Source organism: Pedosphaera parvula Ellin514, from assembly GCF_000172555.1.
In the GTDB taxonomy this organism is placed as follows: domain Bacteria; phylum Verrucomicrobiota; class Verrucomicrobiia; order Limisphaerales; family Pedosphaeraceae; genus Pedosphaera.
Genome location: NZ_ABOX02000083.1, coordinates 1 through 17,511 on the forward strand (window position 1 = coordinate 1; position 17,511 = coordinate 17,511).

Below are 17,511 nucleotides of genomic sequence, written 5' to 3' on the forward strand. Positions count from 1 at the left end.
CACCGCCGGCCAAAACGTTGGCACCGGTCGTGATTGGACCCTGTTCGCTCTCGTTGATGGCAAGGTATTTTTCGACAAGGACAGCCGCCGCGTCAACGTGGAAGCTGTTGCTATTCCGGCGAATAACTAATTCGCCCTACAAATTCTCGCGGCGAGGTCTCTGGCCTCGCCTTTTTTGTTTCCTGATGCGATGGTATCAGGGTCATGTCGGTGGTTCTGAGACTCTAATTGGTTTTCATTCATTCACTCATGTTCATTGATGAGATAAAAATTTACGCTCGGGCGGGTCACGGCGGCAAAGGCTGCGTGGCTTTTCACCGTGAAGCATATATTACCAAAGGCGGCCCCAGCGGCGGGAATGGAGGGCGCGGAGGAAATGTCATCCTTCAGGCGGACCATGACCTTAACAACCTAATCCATCAGTTTTATAATCCTCGCCTCATAGCGGAAACGGGGGAAGCGGGTATGGGTAAGGGCATGGATGGCCACGCAGGTAAAGACATTATCGTTAAAGTTCCCTGCGGAACACTCGTTTGGCGTCTTCCTGAGCATTTACAGCCTCAAAAACCAGTCGAGGACGAAGATGAAGATGAGCAGGAAACCGAAACTCCCAGGCTAAAAACTGCAAAGCGCCCGGTCATTCGCCACTCAGGGACCGAGCGTGCTCTGGAAATTAATTTGGAAGAGGAAGGCGATGAAGAGGAAAAAGTTGGCTCCGCTCCTTCTAATGAAGGTGAAGAGTTGGTGGCCGATCTTACGGTTGATGGACAACAGTTCGTCCTCTGCAAAGGTGGTCGTGGTGGCTTGGGAAATCGCAATTTTGCCACTGCCCGTCACCAAACGCCCCGTTTTGCTCAACCTGGAGAACCTGGTGATGAAGGGAATTACCGGCTCGAATTGCGCCTGATTGCGGAAGTTGGCCTGGTCGGCTATCCAAATGCCGGCAAATCCACCTTGCTGACCGCCATCTCCCGTGCTCGCCCCAAGATTGCCCCCTACCCTTTCACCACCTTGCACCCACAAATCGGGATTGTGGAATATGCTGATTTTGCCCGTCTCACGGTTTGTGACGTTCCTGGATTGATTGAAGGCGCTCATAACAATGTTGGCTTGGGCCACGCCTTCTTGCGCCACATCGAACGCTGCAAAATCCTGGTGTTGCTGATAGACATGGCTGGAACGGACAACCGCGCTCCTTGGGACGATTACAAGCAACTATTGAGTGAGTTGGAACTGCACGACCCAACCTTGTTGGAAAAACCTCGTTTGGTCGTGGCTAACAAAATGGACGAAGCGGTCGCTGAGGAAAACTTGAAAATTTTCAAACGCAAGATCCGCAAGACCCCGGTCCTGCCCATTGCTGCCGCCTTCGACGAAGGCGTCGAAAAATTCAAGCTGACGATTCGCGAGGCGGTTGAAGCCGCTAAAGAACCTCAGAAGTAAGCTTTGGCTTGCGCTCGGCCCGATTTCACCCCTTACACTCAGAGATAGATATTTAATATGTTAAAAGCTGGCATTGTCGGTCTTCCCAACGTTGGGAAATCCACTCTTTTCAACGCCGTGACCCGCACCCGCAAGGCGCAGGCGGCCAATTATCCTTTCTGCACCATTGATCCCAATGTCGGCATCGTCACCGTACCAGACTCCCGCCTGGAGGTGCTCAAGAACATCGCTAAAACCACAGTTATCATTCCCGCCGCTGTCGAGTTCGTCGATATCGCCGGTCTCGTGAAAGGTGCCAGCGCCGGTGAAGGTCTCGGCAACAAGTTCCTGACTCACATCCGCGAAGTCGATGCCATTGTCCAGGTGGTTCGTTGCTTCGACGATCCCGATATTCACCACGTCACTGGCAGCGTCGATCCCGTGCGGGATATCGAAACCATCAACACCGAACTCGTTCTGGCCGACCTCGAAGCAGTGAAAAAGAAGCGCGCTTCCATTGGCAAGGATGTGAAACGTGGCGATAAGGAAGCCGTGGCCCAGGATGCGGTGCTCGCCAAATTCGAGCCGATTCTCGATGCCGGCAAGCCCGGCCTCACGGTCGAACTCACTCCGGAAGATAAGGTCATTTCCAAAAGTTTTTATCTACTGACCGACAAACCAACCATCTTTGCTTGCAACGTCAAGGAAAGCGACCTGGCCACTGCCGACCAGAACCCCTACGTGCTCAAGGTGCGTGAATACGTAAAAACTCACCTCGCCTGTGAAGCCGTGGTTATCAGCGCGCAGATTGAAAGCGATCTGATCGATCTTTCGGACGAAGAAGCCAAGGCATTTTTGAAGGAATTGGGCGTTGAAGAAAGCGGCGTTGGTGCTCTCATTCGTGCGACGTATCACCTACTCGGATTACGCACTTACTTTACCGCTGGTGAAAAAGAAGTCCGCGCCTGGACGATTCACGTCGGCAATACTGCCCCTCAAGCCGCCGGCGTCATCCATAGCGACTTCGAACGCGGTTTCATCAAGGCTGAAACCGTCGCTTACGAGGATCTCGTCAAATGCGGTTCTGTTGCCGTCGCCCGCGAAAAGGGTCTCTACCGCATGGAAGGCAAGGAATACATCGTCAAAGATGGCGATGTGATGCTTTTCAAATTTAACGTGTAGTTTCCAGTTCATTTTATTTACCGAGAAAGCCGCCTGGATTAAATAGGCGGCTTTTTTACATTTGCATCACGGACGGCGACCGTCCTCCAGACGTTCATAAGCTTTACCCCTTCTCTATTTGTTGAAACCTTCTTCTTCGATCGCCGTCTGTTACTTATGAGACGGGACTGAACCCGCCCGCTTGACCGAAAGAATCAACTGAATGGTAAGAGTAATAGTTCGCATGAAGAAAAACTTATCAATCATCGTCGCTAGCATAGTCCTTACAGGCACCCTGTCGCTCACCCTGCCGTCTGCTTTCGCGGACGGCACCAACGCCCCCGCTGCTGGTGAGAAGCATCACCACAATGAGCGTCATCCCGCCATCCATGCGGCTATTCGTAATTTAGAAGAAGCCAAGCACGATCTGGAACGTGCGGACCACGATTTCGGCGGGCATCGCAAGGCGGCTCTCGAAGCCTGCGATAATGCCATCGCCCAACTCAGGGAAGCTTTGAATTACGATAAGAAGTAAGAGAAAACGCAGTGTTATTCATACTTGCCCGCCCGGCTTCGCATCTGGGCGGGTTTTTTCTTTGCATACCACGCTTGTCACCGCCATTGTTAGGCAGCTAAAATTCCCGACACCATGAAGCGTCTACTGTACACGGCTTTTCTTTTTCTCCTGATGCTCGCCGGCTCCCGGGCCGAATCCACCAACGTCGATTTCACGCGCATCGAGGACGTTGTTTATGGTCGCAAGTTTGGCACGGCACTCACCATGGATGTCTTCCAGCCAAAAACACCAAACGGTGCCGGAATCATAATGGTGATGAGTGGAGGTTGGGTTTCCGGACACGAGCAAATCAATCCCGCCGCATGCCAGGTTTTTCTGAGGCGTGGCTATACAGTCTTTACAGTCGTCCACGGCTGCCAACCGCGGTTCATCATTCCTGAAATCACCCAGGACATGAGTCGCGCCGTTCGCTTCATCAAACACAATGCTGCCAAATATGGTGTCGATCCAAACAAACTGGGCGTCACCGGCGGCAGCGCAGGTGGCCATCTATCCCTCACCCTGGGAACTCAAGGCAAACCCGGCACAACCGATGCCAAAGACCCCATCGACCGCGAAAGCAGCACCGTCCAATGTGTCGCCTGCTTTTTCCCGCCTACTGATTTCCTGAATTATGGCAAACCGGGTGAAGATGCCACCGGCGTGGGCACTTTAAAGAATTACAAACCAGCCTTCGGCCCGCAGTCTGATACTGAAGAAGGTCGCAAGGAACTTGGCCGCCAAATCTCGCCCATCTACTACGTCACTTCCAACATGCCACCCACTCTCATCATCCATGGTAATGCAGACACTCTTGTCCCCATCCAACAGGCGGAAATCTTCGTAAAGCGCGCACAGGAATGCGGGGCTGAAGCCAAACTCATAGTCAAGGAAGGCGCAGGCCACGGCTGGCCCGATTTGCTCGCCAAAGACCTCGAAGTTTGCGCGGATTGGTTTGATGCACATCTGCGGAACATAAAGAAGTAACGAGCTTGATGAAAATCATGAAAAAACTCCTTCCTCTCCTCGCCATCACTCTGTCCTTCTGGTCCGCCCAAGCTCAGCCCTCCGCCGACTATAAGCGCACCGAGGACGTCATCTATTCGCGCAAGTTCGGGTCCGCTTTGACGATGGATATCTTTCAACCTGCCAAGCCCAACGGCATCGGCATCCTCTGGACGGTCAGCGGCGGGTTCTTTTCCTCGCACGAAGCCATCAATCCAGGCGCTTACCGTCCCTTGCTGGAACGTGGCTATACGGTCTTTGCCGTGGTCCACGGTTCACAACCCAAATACACCATCCCGGAAATCGAACTCGACATTCACCGCGCCGTCCGTTTCGTCCGTCACAACGCCGCTAAGTATTCCATCGACCCCGACCACATCGGCATTACCGGCAGCAGCGCGGGCGCACACCTTTCCCTGACCATCGGCACTCAGGGCGCTCCTGGCGATCCCAATTCCAAGGACCCCATCGACCGCGAAAGCAGTGCTGTTCAATGCGTCGCCTGCTTCTACCCTCCCACCGATTTCTTGAACTGGAGCAAGGAAGGTGACGACGGCGTCGGCTTCGGCCCCACCATCCGTCACCAGGCCGCCTTTGGGCCCCGTTCCTATTCGCCCGAAAGCCGCCTCACACTTGGCCACGAAATCTCCCCCATTTATTTCGTCACCAAAAACATGGCTCCCACTCTTGTCTTGCACGGTGATTCCGACCACGAAGTCCCCCTCTACCAGGCCCAAATCTTCGAGCAACGGTGTAAAGAACTCGGTGCTCCCTACAAACTCATTATCAAGCAAGGCAAAGACCACGGCTGGCCCGGCATGGAAACCGATCTAAAGGTGTTCGCCGATTGGTTCGACGAGAATCTTCGAGGGCTGAAAACCACTGCCTCTTCCCAAGGAAAAAACTGAAGGCTCCCTAAACAACACTCACTTACATTTTGAACTCACCCCTGTCCTGACAAAAGTCTGCCGGATCATCTCCTGCTTGAGATTCTGGCCTGAGCCGTTATTATTACCGCATGCCGATCTACGAATTTCATTGTGAGAAGTGCAGCAAAGACAGCGAAATTTTGGTGCGTTCCAGCAATTGGGAAGGCACCAAGTGCCCGCATTGCGGTTCCGTGAAATTATCCAAGAAGCTTTCTGTATTCGCCTCCAGCGTTAGTGGCGATGGTGGCGGTCAACCCAGTTGCAGTGGCGTTCCCAGCTCCTGCGGCATGTGCGGCACTGGCCGTCCGCATTCTCACTGATCAACCGTGCAGTGACCGTCCTGCTGGCTTGCCAGCAGGCTTGCGCCCCAAAATTTCCATCGTCCGCATCTGTTCCAGGTCGGACACTGCCCAATCCGGCTTATGGGCTTGCAACTCCGCCACCGATGACCTGCCGGTAGCCACAGCGAGAACCCTCGCATCAATCGCCCGTCCACAAGCAATATCCAGGGGAGTATCGCCAATTACCAGCACCTCCTCACCGCGCAACTTACGATTCAACATCTGTGCCCCGCGTTCCATGGCAATGGCGGCAATCTGATTCCGATCCTCGCTATCATCCGCAAACGCACCTGTCTTGAAGAAATCCCAAAGGCTGTAGTGCCGCAACTTGATCTCAGCTCCGAGGCGGATGTTGCCGGTTAAGAGGCCAATCAATGGAGGATTAGGCATTCTCTGCAATTCATGAATAAGCCGGCATACGCCTGGAAGGATATCTCCCCCGCATTCGATAAGCATGTGATCCAGTAAATGGATGTAGCAGTCGAAGAACTCCCGGAAATGCTCCTTGGTCGGTTCAATCTTGTGCTTCCGAAAAAATTCGCGCACCAATCCGGTGTCCGTGCGACCGGCAAAGTTCAACGCCTCCGCGCCATCCAATCCGAACTGCATGACAAAAGCCTTCGCGAACGCCTTGACCCCTGCAGCATTGGTATGTATCAGCGTCCCGTCGATATCGAATAAAACCAACTTAACCATCTGCGCAGAAAATTATCAGGAGCCCTCCAAAACGCAAACATTACTCAACACATCTTATAAAATTTCCTCGACCACAAAAGGCAGGATAGACTTTGTCACATCACCGTTGCAAAACCAGCTCAACGCTTTTGGTTGTAAGCGCTTTGCGAATACGTCGTTTCCATCAACTGCTGAACACGTCCCAGCAATTCAGGATACGGTTTTAATTCCGTCCATCTCGCACCCGCCTCGGCTTGGGCAACGTTGCACATAGCCTGCTCCCAATCCTCACGCAACAATTTGATCGGCGGCGGCTGCACGGATCCCTGTATCAGCAATCCGTTCTTCGTCCGCCGTTGTGCGGCTCCGGCGATCTTTTTCCCATGCCACAGCACGTCTGACTTCTCGTAACCGATAAAACATTGCCCGGGCAAAGATTTGCGGCACTCAGGCGCGAGTTCCGCCTCAACCCCCAATTTCCTGAACGCCGTCACAATCCACTCGTGAATGCGCTGGTAACTCTCCGTCGCTTTCAATTCGTACCACGCATCACTCGGAGGAAAAGCAGCACTGTAAGTCCAGTCCGCATCGTGTGGCACAAGTCCTCCTCCCGTCGGCCGGCGTATCAACGGCCGCAGCAGAGTCATCTGCGACACCTCCGCATATTTCTGAAAATAGCCAAAAGAAGCCGCCGGTTCACCCCAACCATAAAACCGCAGCACCGGCCGCCCCAACTCAACTGCAGCTTCCAGCAATGCATCGTCCAATGCCATGTTGTAAGCCGACTCGCATTTGTCGGAGCTCAGCAGGAACCATTGTTTTGCTTCAATCGAACTCACAGAAAAATGATTGTGACACGAAATCAGAATTACACCACCAGCTTCGGCAAACCAATGCGCGGACAAAGCGGCCGCACTTCACAGTTCAAGCAATCCGGGTTTCTGGCGAAACATCTTCGCCGTCCATGCCAGATCAGCAAATGACTCAGTAATGTCCATTCAGATTGTGGCACCAACTTGACCAAAGCCCGTTCAATTTTCTCCGGTGCCTGCTCCTTCGTAAGTCCCAGCCGGTTGGAAAGCCGGGCCACATGCGTATCCACCACAATGCCGCAGTTAATGTTAAAAGCATTCCCCAACACCACATTCGCCGTCTTCCGCCCCACCCCACCCAGTTCAATCAGTTGCTCCATTGTTCGCGGCACTTCACCGCCATACTTCTCCACCAGGTCACGGCAGCAGGCCTGGATGTTTTTGGCCTTGTTCCGATAAAGCCCAATCCGCCTGATATCATTTTCAAATTGCGTCGAATCGACGTTCGCAAAATCCGCTGCCGTCTTATACTTCTTGAACAGATCCGCCGTAACAATATTGACCTGCTTGTCCGTGCACTGCGCCGAGAGGATCGTAGCGATGAGCAACTGTAGTGGATTGGCATGCACCAACTCGCAGTGTGCGTCGGGATACGCCTTCTTAAGCCCCGCTAAAATCTTTTGCGTTCTGCTTTGTTTATCCTGAACCGATTCTCGCGACATGGAGTAAACTATTCCTTCCGTTTGGACCAATAGCCAGGCTTTCTGCTGGCATGAGCCACCGCTAATATAATTACCCGATCATTCCCGGCTTTGTAGATGAAATGATAGGGAAATTTTTTGATGCGCCACTTTCTGCGCGCCTTCGCGTCGGGAGCGGGGCGCAACGGATCAGCCTGAAGTGCACCTACTGCCTGATCTACGGCCGAAAGAAAACGAAAACCTATGGGCATGTGCGAAGCGTAGCGCGGGCATCCTTCATGACCTGCTCCGCGGGCACAGCCTCAACCTCGCCGGACACAAGTCCCTCCCAACGATGTTCTGCTTCTTCGAGCCACGCCGCATCAATTTTTGGATCCAGAGAATTGTTGAGACTTGCCCAAAGCTGATCCAGCAGGAAGGCGCGTGACTCCACCGGCAAGGCTGCCAGTTCACGCGCCAGTTCTTTCAGATCCGTGCTCATAATTCAATTCTGCTCTCTAATCCGTCAAACGCAAGGCGGAAGGATTACACCAACTCCGGCTCTTCGATTTCCTTTGGCGCTTTGACCAGTGGCGTTCCATCGGCCGCTTCCGGATACTCAAAGATTTTACCTTCAAAATTGCGAATAACCACCCGGTCTGCATTACGGCTCAACACATACTCCGGATTGACTGGCACCTTTCCTCCACCGCCAGGGGCATCAATCACATACTGCGGAATCGCATAACCCGTCGTGTGCCCGCGTAAACCTTCCATGATCTCAAGACCTTTGCGAACGCTGGAACGCAGATGCGCTGAACCGGCAATTAGATCGCATTGGTAGAGGTAATAAGGCTTTACGCGGCACATCAAAAGTTTCTGCACCAGGGCACGCATCGTAGTGAGATCATCATTCACGTGGCGAAGCAACACCGACTGATTGCCCAGCGGTATCCCCGCCTCAGCCAGGCGTCCCAGAGCTTCCCGTACTTCAGTGGTCAACTCACGCGGATGGTTGGTATGAATGCTGATGAACAATGGATGATATTTTTTCAGCATTGCGCATAGCGCAGGCGTGATGCGTTGCGGCAGGAAAATGGGAATACGTGTTCCAATTCGCAGAAATTCCACGTGCGGTATCGCACGCAGTTGGCTCAACAGATATTCCAGCTTGTCGTCGCTTAGCAACAGCGGATCACCACCACTGAGCAATACATCGCGCACAGTTGGAGTCTTGCGGATGTATTCGATTTGCTTCTCGAATTCGGGATGGAAATCATAACCGGCGGCATTGCTCACCAACCGCGACCTCGTGCAATAGCGGCAATAGGACGCACAACGATCCGTCACAAGAAACAGCACGCGATCCGGGTAACGATGCACCAGCCCTGGAACCGGCGAATGTGAATCCTCCCCGCACGGATCATCCATTTCCCAACTCGCAGTGTGTGTCTCCTGCACTTTGGGAATCACCTGCGTCCGAATCGGACAGTTCTCATCGGCCGGATCAATCAGGTTAAAAAAGTAAGGCGTAATTGCCAGTGCCAGTTTGGAATTCGCCAGGACTGTCCCCGCATGTTCCTCTGGCGTTAGCGTCGGCATCAGTTTCTGAAGCTGCTCCAGCGAGGTGATCCGGTTCTTGAGCTGCCAGCGCCAATCACTCCAATCTGCCTCCGAAACGTGGCTCCAAAATCCACGACCGGCAGAGCGAAACTGTTTGAGCGAATCCAACCTGGCGTTTTCTCCTTGTCCCTTGGCGGTGCCAACTGAGTCGTCGTATGACATTATGTGCGAACTATAAATTCAGACCGTTTCCTGTCAAGGGAACCTCATCAACCACTTACTCACACCTGATTCAAGTTGTTCCGTATTAATGACTAAGCAGCCTACTACCGACTTCTACTCCCGCCGTATCGCCTGGGGTCAACTTTGGACGCAACTGCTCCCGTTCCCGATCCAGCAAATCCAACTGCCCGGTGATCTGCTGTGCGACTTTATCGAGTCCCGGGGTGGATTGCCTCCGGCCAAGTCGGGCAAACCAGCCTTTATTTCGCTCTTTTAAATACCCTTCCAGAACCTTCCGGTAATTATCGACCAGGGTCACTGTATCTTGCGAAACCTGTGTTCGAAGCATGCCCAACTGCTTGATTTTTACCTCCAGAACCTGGGATTGCATGAGAAAATCCCATTCCAAAATGATTGTTTGCAGGCTCACCTCGCTACGCAAAGGCAACTCGTCCTCGGCGGTGCGCACCTGAACGGAAGGGCGAATGATTTCGTCAATTTTTTTGAAACTTTCCTCCGGCGACCAGATATTGGAAAGATCCCGCCCTGTAAAACTAACCAGTCGTAAAGCCCACCATTTCTCAAAGTCGCGTTGAGTGGCAAACTGTGACTGAAAGGCAGTTCGAAAGGCGATCTGCCAGTTCAGGTAGAGTGGTAACGCATTAATGAAATTGCTCATGAGCGTGCGCCCATTGGGCAAAGCCAGCAGATCATAAACGAGTAACTGCGCACTGCTTCGATAGGTTTCCCCGTAAGCACCTCTTAGCTGCCCTTCCTGAGGCCAACTTAATTCGTGCAGTGTGAGCGGTGGGAACTGATGCAATTCCTCGTGCGCCCCAGTGAGCGGGTGGATTCTACGCTCGTCACGAAGCTCTCGGCTGACAGCGAACCCATAGGTGTCCGGTCCCGGTGACCGGATCACCAACCCAACTTCACTGGAAAGAATCAACTGGCGCGCCAAACCTTCGGTAAGCCAGACGGGAATTTCCGCCGAGCGGCCTTGCGAGTTTCGGTTTGCCATCTCCAATAATAAAACCTGCACCATCGCCGTCACCAGTTTCGGTGCTTCCATGCGCTCTGGCAAATCAACCCGGTAACTCCATTTATTCAAGTAAACGGAGGAGGTGATCGTCACACCTTCATCCATTTTTTGCTTTGGATGAGTTTGAACGGTTATTTTGCCCTGCCACTGGTCACCGATGCCTAATTCGGTCAGCAGGGCCTTCTTTACACGCTCACAAGAAACGGTCAGCAGACTGGGGTCCAGATGCACTACATTGGTCGCAACAACAACAACAGGCCGTGCGTAAATGTCGGGTGGACCCGGATCAAGGACAATAAATTGCCGCGTCACGCTATAATGCGATGAAGAACGCAAATGCCTCATCTCATTCTTGAAGGCATCCGCAGAACTTTCCTGCGCGCAGCAATCGTATACCAAAAGACCGGTGCAAATGATGATCAGCAACTTCAACATGGACAGTCCGCAATTATGCCCATGATTGTGAGCCTCTGACAAGAGGGTAAAGTACCCGTGCTTCTGCATCTCAGTCTCGCAAAACCCCTGGCCTATGCCTTGGATGGTTTGGGCTTCGCTTCCGATTTCGCGGGCGTGGATTTGCTCTCGCCACTGGAAGACTTGCCTTCCGAAGAAGTGGATGAGGTGGTGGAGGCCGAGGCCGAAGAATCCTTCTTCGCTCCTGCTTTGTAATTCTCGCTTCGGTAGTCGGTGATATAGAAACCGCTTCCCTTGAAAATCAAACCCGCCCCGGCGCCAATGGCCCGTTTAACCTTTCCCTTGCCCCATTTTTTCATGCCACAACATTCCTTGGGACAAGTGGTCAGCGGTTTATCTTTCATCGACTGAACCACCTCAAACTGATGATCGCACTTCGTACAAACGTATTCGTATGTTGGCATAGTAATTCTTTAAATTCTTTATAAACTGGAGTCTTCAGTCATCAAGCGCTACAATAGTGAATCTACCCTCCGATACAACTCATGCTGCGTTCGGGGGCAACAAAATCGGCCTCACCAATGTGATGACGATCTTCCTTTTGCCACGCAACCGATTGCAAATATTCATTCAACTCGTCGTCCGAAGCGCCACTTCGCAGCCTTTCACGCAAATCATGTTCGGTCACGCTGAATAGGCAGGTTCGAATCTTTCCATCGGCGGTCAGACGAAGCCGATTACAATGTCCGCAAAATGGTTCGCTCACCGGTGAAATCAACCCCAGCTCTCCGCGCCCATCAGAAAACCTCCACCGCCTTGCAGTCTCGGCGGGATTATCGGAAACAATCGGTTGGAGTTGATGGCTGCGCTGCAATCGTTCCAGAATCTCACGCCCCGGCATCACGAATTCTTTCTTCCAGGCATGCGCCGAGTCCAACGGCATGAATTCGATAAATCTCATCGAAAGATCGCGCTCACGCGCAAATGCGGCCAGCGCTTCGATTTCATGGTCATTAATCCCACGAATGATCACCGCATTTACCTTTACCGGGTTCATCCCCAACTCCTGGGCGAATCGAATGCTTTCCAAAACTTCAGTCAGGCCATCGCGACCGGTCATTTTTTGGAAATTCGCGCGATCAAGTGAATCCAAACTGAAGCTGATGCGTTTCAAACCGGCATCACGCAAGGCTTTGCCCTTCTCTGGAAAAAGAAAGCCATTGGTGGTCATGGCCAAATCTTCAATGCCGGGCACTTTCGCAATAAGCGACACCAACTGCTCGACATCCTTGCGCAAGAGCGGTTCACCACCGGTCAGCCGAATCTTCTGAATTCCCAACTCTGCAGCAATCCGCACCACCCGCTCAATTTCTTCGAACGTGAGCAGCTTGGATTTGGGTTGCCACTGCCATTTAATCGGGTTGGCGTTGGGCAGATTCGCCCAGCGACCCCGATAAAAGTTCTGCGCCGCCTCGGTTTCCGGCAGGCAATACATACACCGGAAATTACACCGATCGGTAATGCTCACCCGCAAATCGCGCAAGGTGCGACCATGCGAGTCGACGAGCACTTTGGCGCGGATCATTATTTTTGGGCTGGCTGGGGAGCGGAAGTCGTAGCATTGGCGGCTGGATTAACGACAGCTGCCGGCTCAACCAGCTTCACGCTGCCATCAGCGTTTACTTCCACATTTAAATCGTACTTGTTGGTGTTTGCCGGGCGGGCGTTATTCGAGGCGAATCCCTGCATCAGCTTTTGAGCACCTTTCTGCTCCTGGCTGGCAAAAAGTCCCTGACGAATCCACTCCACACGACGCGCAATCGAAAGCTCTTCCTTGAGCTTGTGAACCTGGGCGCGCAATACCGCCAAATCGTTGAACTGACGTTCCAATTCAGCTTTCTCGGCCATCAAGCGCTTCAGTTCCTTTTCCAAAAAAGCCTTGTCACCTTCGGAAGCAGAGAGCTTCTTTTGCGTATCGGCAATCTGATTTTCCAGGCCGCTGATCGAAGACTTCAAATCAACCGCTTGCTTATCAAGCGTTTCTTTTTGCGATTCCAACTCAGCGATCTTCGCGTCACGCTTGGCGGTCTCTTCCAAGGCTGATTTCAAAGCAGCTTCAGTCTTGTTCAGATTCTCGCCGGTCTGCGTAAGATCGTTCGAGAGCTTGGAAATATCTGACTTGCGCGCGGCCAGGTCCTTTTCGAGATTGAGGCTGACCTGCTTCTGTTCTTCCAACTTCAGGCTGGTTTCCACCCAGTGATTGGACTTTTCCAGAATGCTCTCGGTGTCCTGCTGATGTTGTTCGGCGGCCTGCTTATTACGCGATACCAGCGCGACTCCCAAGCCCACACAACCCAGCAAAAGAACTATTAACGCGACTTTTGTCTTCATAAGCCCAGTATATTGCATTTAACAGGTCAATTAAGCAAGCGCACATCTCTCATCTCTTGCTTGAATTAATGACGTCCTCACCTACATTCTATTCATGAAGTTGCCACGCGAAGTGCCAGTGATGACTCTCCCTAACGCCACTCTTTTCCCCCAAGCGCTCCTGCCCCTTTATATTTTTGAGCCGCGTTATCGCAAAATGCTCGAAGACTCTCTGAACACCAACCGCATGTTCTCCGTCGCCATGCAAAAGCCGGGGCGCACCCGCGAAACCCCGAGCGTGATCGCCGGGCTTGGTTTGGTCCGTGTCGCTGTCGGTCACAAGGATGGCACCTCGCATCTCATTTTGCAGGGAATTGCCCGGGTTGAACTTGAGGAGACTGTCCGTTACAAGCCGTATCGCGTGCAGAGAATCCGACCACTCGAAGCCGCTCCGGGCAACGAATTGGTGGTCGATGCCCTCATTGCGAAGGTGCGCGAACTTCTGGAAGAACGGGTCGTTTTGGGTCTTCCCTTTCCTTTTCCCTTCGTTTCCAGCACCAGTTCCAAACCGGTGAAGGAAACCCCGCCCGGATTTTCAGCCACGGATGTGCTGGATTATTTGGACAAACTGACCGAACCTGATCAGGTGGCTGACCTGGTTTCCTGCGCTGTCCTCGCCGGCCCTTCCGAGCGGCAGACCATTCTTGAAACGGTCAACCTGGAGGCGCGCCTGAAACATCTCATTCATTTTTTGATGGCGGAAATCAAACGCCAAAGGAAGGATAAGAAACGATGAACGACACGACTAATATACCTGAAGACTCTCTGGCCAACGCCAGCCCTGAAGAAATCATGTCCGCGCTCTTTGCCAACATGGTCATTCAACAAACCAACATGGCCATGATGTTGCTCGGAAAAGTGGCGCATCCCCAAACCGGCGAATTCGTTCAGGATGTGGAAGCCGCCAAGATGTTCATCGACCAGCTTGAAATGCTGGAGCACAAAACCAAAGGCAACCTGTCCAAACAGGAGGAAGGCTTGCTGAAGCAGGCCCTTACCGCCTTGCGCATGGCCTTCGTCGAGGCCATCGAAGCAGGCGGCGAACCTCAAACCACCAATCAACAGGGTTCTCCTTTGGCTGACACTGGCGCACACCCTGAACCAATCGTCACTCCAGGCGCATCTGCTGCGACTCCAGCCACTGCCGCCCCCAAAGCAGAACCATCCCCGGCCGCTCCATCGACCGATGAATCCCGCAAAAAGTTTTCAAAGAAATACTAAACCACGCTGTTCCAGGCCACTTTCAGTGTGGCCCTAAAAAGAAAAAGCCCGGCATCTCTGCCGGGCTTTGCTATTTCAAATAGATACTACTTGCTTCCCTTGGCCTTGTCATCCTGCTTGGGCGTCGGGGCCGGAAAATTCGGCACCTCATCGGGAGCGTCTTCCAGAGCTTTCAGCTTCTCATCGAGAATCTGCACATTGCTCTCCTTCTTCAACTCCTTGTAAAAGTCAGGCAACACCTTCTCCATTTCCTGCTTTTCCAGGTAACCCTTGATATCGTCCTGCACCTTTGCCAATTCCACTTTGTGCGGCGGAATCTTTTCGCTCAGCTTGATGATATGATAGCCGAAAGGAGTCGTCACGATGTCGCTGACCTGATTGGTCTGGAGCGAAAACGCTGCGGCTTCAAATTCAGGCACCATCTTTCCACGAGGGAAGATGTACTCGCCACCCTTGTCCTTGGAGCCGGGATCTTCCGAGAATTCCTTGGCCAGCTTGCCAAAGTCTTCACCAGCCTTCGCGCGCTTCAACAAGTCTTCAGCCTGCTTCTTCTTCGCCTTCTTCTGGTCTTCGGACATTTCCGAACCGGTCTTCTGATCGCTCGTGCTGATCAGGATATGGCTCGCCCGCACCTGCTCGGGTTCTTCGAAATCCTTCGGATTATCATTGTAAAACTTCTTCACTTGATCGTCCGAGATCTTCACTTTGCTCTTCAACACCGCTTCCGCAGTGGCTTCTTCAATCAAACGGCTGTGCAGCGACTCCACGGTCAAACCCATCGTCTTCAACTGCTTCGCCAGCATGTCCTCACTGGGCGCGCGCTTCTTGATCATTTCAAAACGATTATCGCCTTCCTTCTTCCCCTCCGCCTTGTCAGCATCGGTGGCCTTCGCCTTGAAAAGCTGGATCTGAATCAATCGATCCAACAGCTTCTTTTGAATCATCTCCAACTGCGCGGGCGGAATCTCCTGACCCCGTGCACTCGCATTGGCCTTCACTCCAGACACCGCTTCATCAAGCTGGCTCTGCTTCAATTCAAAGCCCTTGCCCTTCACGATCACTTGATCCGGCAGCAAATCTGACAACTTCGGCGTGCTGCTGGCGTTCGTTGACGCCGGTTTATTGTCCGTAACCGCAAATGCGACGCTCGCCACCGTCGCCGCTGCGAGCAGGACGCCTAACGTTTTCTTTGATTTCATAAATTTCATTATCTAAATTAAAGCCGATTATAACTTAACTACCCGCACATTGCTAATGTCCGGATCTTTTCGAATTTCTTCCAATGCTGTTTCCGACGGCACACTGTCCAGATTCAACACCGTCAATGCATGTCCGCCGGCAATATCACGACTCAAACTCATGCTCGCGATGTTCACGTTATGCCGCCCCATCAACGTGCCCAAATACCCAACGATGCCCGGACGATCCTTATTGGTCATCAGGAACAACACCCCTTCCGGCACCACTTCCACGGGTTGGCCGTTCACTCGCACAATCCGCGGTTGCTTCTTCGCGCCATACAACGCGCCACCCGCCGAAATCTTCTGCTCCCCGCTATAGGCCGCCACATGCAACCACTCGCTGAAATCGGTTTCTTCGTTCGACTTGATTTCTTCCACTCGCAATCCAAGGGCACTCGCCATCGTCCGCACATTGACCTGGTTGACATCTTTCCCGCCCGCCGATTCCAAAAATCCCTTCAATATAGAACGGCTAATCGGATCAGTCGGCACTTCCGTGGCTTTCCCGCCATAAGTCACCACCAGGCGGTCATTGCGTTTGGGTGCCAGTTGCGCGACCAATCTACCCAACTTCTCACCCAAAGCCAGATACGGCTTCACCAGCGCGTAAGTCTTGGCATCAAGATTAGGTAAATTGACTGCATTGCGAACCGCCCCGTTCAATAAATAGTCCGTAATCGCCTCCGCCACCTCAATACCAACGTTTTCCTGCGCCTCATCCGTGCTCGCACCCAAATGCGGCGTCATGATCACCTGCGGCAAGTCTCTCAACGGGAACTCCTTCGGCAACGGCTCCACTTCATACACATCCAACGCCGCCCCAGCTACCTTCCCGCCCTTAATCGCTTCGTAAAGATCGGTTTCATTGATAATCCCACCACGCGCGCAATTCAACACCCGCACGCCACTCTTCATCTTGGCAAACGCCGCCGTATTCAACATCCCCTTGGTCTCATCCGTCATCGGCATGTGCACCGTAATGAAATCGGCTCGCGCATAAATCTCGTCCAACTCCACCAATTCCACCTGCATCGCATTCGCGCGCGACAACGTCAAATACGGATCATACGCCAGCACGCGCATGCCGAACGCAATCGCCCGACGCGCCACTTCCGTCCCGATTCGGCCCATGCCCAAAATGCCCAGCGTCTTGTTATAAAGCTCCACGCCCGAAAACGCCTTGCGATTCCACTCGCCCGCCTTCATCGAAGAATGCGCCTGCGGAATCTTGCGCGCCAACGCCATCAACATCGAGAATGTCAGTTCCGCCGTCGAAATCGTATTCCCGCTCGGCGTGTTCATCACCACGATGCCCCGTTGCGTCGCGGCATCTACATCCACATTGTCCACGCCCACACCAGCCCGGCCCACCACACGTAACTTCGGCGCGGCTTCAATCACCTTGCGCGTGATCTTTGTTTCGGAGCGAACAACCATCGCCTCCACATCGGCAACAAGGGGCAACAGTTTATCCTCGGGAAGCCGTTCCTTCAGCACAGTCACATTAAATTTCGTGCATTGCTGGAACAGCGCGATTCCCTTCGGCGAAATCGGGTCGCAAATCATTATATTCATAAAGACAGGGGGCGAAGTCTAGGCAAAGGCTCCTAACTGGTCAAATAATCAAACGCACTCAAATTTTCTTGTTGCTTTGCCGGACATTCGAAACTCGAAATTCAGCATTCAAAATTTTTAACCTTCCGATACCTTCCGATACCTTCCGATACCTTCCGATACCTTCCGATACCTTCCGATGGCGACCGGTGCCTTCCAGACGCCCCTCCCGCCACCCGCTTT

Annotated in this window: 21 protein-coding genes; 9 read left to right on the plus strand and 12 right to left on the minus strand. The window is 52.9% G+C overall.

Annotated elements, in window-relative coordinates:
* The 7 genes from CFLAV_RS37755 to CFLAV_RS30565 all read left to right on the plus strand — a co-directional run.
* The coding region (locus CFLAV_RS37755; protein ID WP_007418805.1) for a 50S ribosomal protein L27 at positions 1-130 on the plus strand (130 nt) is incomplete at its 5' end.
* A gap of 119 nt (positions 131-249) precedes the next feature.
* Positions 250-1,443 (plus strand): Obg family GTPase, encoded by a 1,194-nt coding sequence (locus tag CFLAV_RS30540; RefSeq protein WP_007418806.1) that lies wholly within the window; start codon positions 250-252, stop codon positions 1,441-1,443.
* A gap of 57 nt (positions 1,444-1,500) precedes the next feature.
* Positions 1,501-2,604 (plus strand): redox-regulated ATPase YchF, encoded by a 1,104-nt coding sequence (gene ychF, locus CFLAV_RS30545; protein WP_007418807.1) that lies wholly within the window; start codon positions 1,501-1,503, stop codon positions 2,602-2,604.
* Positions 2,605-2,827: 223 nt separating this feature from the next.
* Positions 2,828-3,118: a hypothetical protein gene (locus tag CFLAV_RS30550; RefSeq protein WP_040550913.1), complete on the plus strand. Its 291-nt coding sequence runs from the start codon at positions 2,828-2,830 to the stop codon at positions 3,116-3,118.
* 114 nt (positions 3,119-3,232) lie between these two features.
* Positions 3,233-4,126 (plus strand): alpha/beta hydrolase, encoded by an 894-nt coding sequence (locus CFLAV_RS30555; RefSeq protein ID WP_007418809.1) that lies wholly within the window; start codon positions 3,233-3,235, stop codon positions 4,124-4,126.
* Positions 4,127-4,143: 17 nt separating this feature from the next.
* A complete protein-coding gene (locus CFLAV_RS30560; RefSeq protein ID WP_160164698.1) occupies positions 4,144-5,052 on the plus strand; it encodes an alpha/beta hydrolase in 909 nt (302 codons plus the stop codon).
* Positions 5,053-5,162: 110 nt separating this feature from the next.
* Positions 5,163-5,393 (plus strand): FmdB family zinc ribbon protein, encoded by a 231-nt coding sequence (locus tag CFLAV_RS30565; protein ID WP_007418811.1) that lies wholly within the window; start codon positions 5,163-5,165, stop codon positions 5,391-5,393.
* On the opposite strand, the gene CFLAV_RS30570 is transcribed toward CFLAV_RS30565, so the two are convergent.
* From CFLAV_RS30570 to CFLAV_RS30615, 10 genes are all read right to left on the minus strand, one after another.
* On the minus strand, positions 5,394-6,110 hold the full coding sequence (locus CFLAV_RS30570) for an HAD family hydrolase (RefSeq protein WP_007418812.1): 717 nt from the start codon (positions 6,108-6,110) through the stop codon (positions 5,394-5,396).
* A gap of 119 nt (positions 6,111-6,229) precedes the next feature.
* Positions 6,230-6,928 (minus strand): lipoate--protein ligase family protein, encoded by a 699-nt coding sequence (locus tag CFLAV_RS33510; protein ID WP_007418813.1) that lies wholly within the window; start codon positions 6,926-6,928, stop codon positions 6,230-6,232.
* Positions 6,929-6,957: 29 nt separating this feature from the next.
* Positions 6,958-7,623, minus strand: coding sequence for an endonuclease III (gene nth, locus CFLAV_RS30580; RefSeq protein ID WP_007418814.1), 666 nt, complete (start codon positions 7,621-7,623; stop codon positions 6,958-6,960).
* Between the two features lie 8 nt (positions 7,624-7,631).
* Positions 7,632-7,853 carry a type II toxin-antitoxin system RelE/ParE family toxin gene (locus CFLAV_RS30585; protein ID WP_007418815.1) on the minus strand — a complete coding sequence of 74 codons (222 nt, stop codon included), beginning with the start codon at positions 7,851-7,853 and terminating at the stop codon, positions 7,632-7,634.
* Entirely contained in the window at positions 7,844-8,083 is a 240-nt protein-coding gene (locus CFLAV_RS30590) for an addiction module protein (protein ID WP_007418816.1), read from the minus strand. Before CFLAV_RS30590 ends, CFLAV_RS30585 begins: the two co-directional genes overlap by 10 nt.
* Before the next feature lie 44 nt (positions 8,084-8,127).
* Positions 8,128-9,366 (minus strand): KamA family radical SAM protein, encoded by a 1,239-nt coding sequence (locus tag CFLAV_RS30595; protein WP_007418817.1) that lies wholly within the window; start codon positions 9,364-9,366, stop codon positions 8,128-8,130.
* Positions 9,367-9,451: 85 nt separating this feature from the next.
* A complete protein-coding gene (locus CFLAV_RS30600) occupies positions 9,452-10,843 on the minus strand; it encodes a hypothetical protein (protein WP_150107688.1) in 1,392 nt (463 codons plus the stop codon).
* 92 nt (positions 10,844-10,935) lie between these two features.
* On the minus strand, positions 10,936-11,286 hold the full coding sequence (locus tag CFLAV_RS30605; RefSeq protein WP_040550914.1) for an FmdB family zinc ribbon protein: 351 nt from the start codon (positions 11,284-11,286) through the stop codon (positions 10,936-10,938).
* Between the two features lie 62 nt (positions 11,287-11,348).
* Entirely contained in the window at positions 11,349-12,407 is a 1,059-nt protein-coding gene (gene moaA / locus CFLAV_RS30610; RefSeq protein WP_007418820.1) for a GTP 3',8-cyclase MoaA, read from the minus strand.
* Positions 12,407-13,213 (minus strand): hypothetical protein, encoded by an 807-nt coding sequence (locus CFLAV_RS30615; protein WP_040550916.1) that lies wholly within the window; start codon positions 13,211-13,213, stop codon positions 12,407-12,409. Before CFLAV_RS30615 ends, moaA begins: the two co-directional genes overlap by 1 nt.
* 94 nt (positions 13,214-13,307) lie before the next feature.
* Here CFLAV_RS30615 and CFLAV_RS30620 point away from each other — a divergent pair, with 94 nt between their 5' ends.
* The gene (locus CFLAV_RS30620) at positions 13,308-13,988 is read left to right on the plus strand and encodes an LON peptidase substrate-binding domain-containing protein (protein WP_007418822.1); all 681 of its coding nucleotides are present in this window, start codon (positions 13,308-13,310) and stop codon (positions 13,986-13,988) included.
* Positions 13,985-14,473 carry a DUF1844 domain-containing protein gene (locus tag CFLAV_RS33515; protein WP_007418823.1) on the plus strand — a complete coding sequence of 163 codons (489 nt, stop codon included), beginning with the start codon at positions 13,985-13,987 and terminating at the stop codon, positions 14,471-14,473. Before CFLAV_RS30620 ends, CFLAV_RS33515 begins: the two co-directional genes overlap by 4 nt.
* Positions 14,474-14,559: 86 nt before the next feature.
* Here CFLAV_RS33515 and CFLAV_RS30630 read toward each other — a convergent pair whose 3' ends face one another.
* Positions 14,560-15,672, minus strand: coding sequence for a peptidylprolyl isomerase (locus tag CFLAV_RS30630; protein WP_040550917.1), 1,113 nt, complete (start codon positions 15,670-15,672; stop codon positions 14,560-14,562).
* A gap of 27 nt (positions 15,673-15,699) precedes the next feature.
* Entirely contained in the window at positions 15,700-17,280 is a 1,581-nt protein-coding gene (serA, locus tag CFLAV_RS30635; RefSeq protein WP_007418825.1) for a phosphoglycerate dehydrogenase, read from the minus strand.
* Between the last annotated feature and the right edge of the window lie 231 nt (positions 17,281-17,511).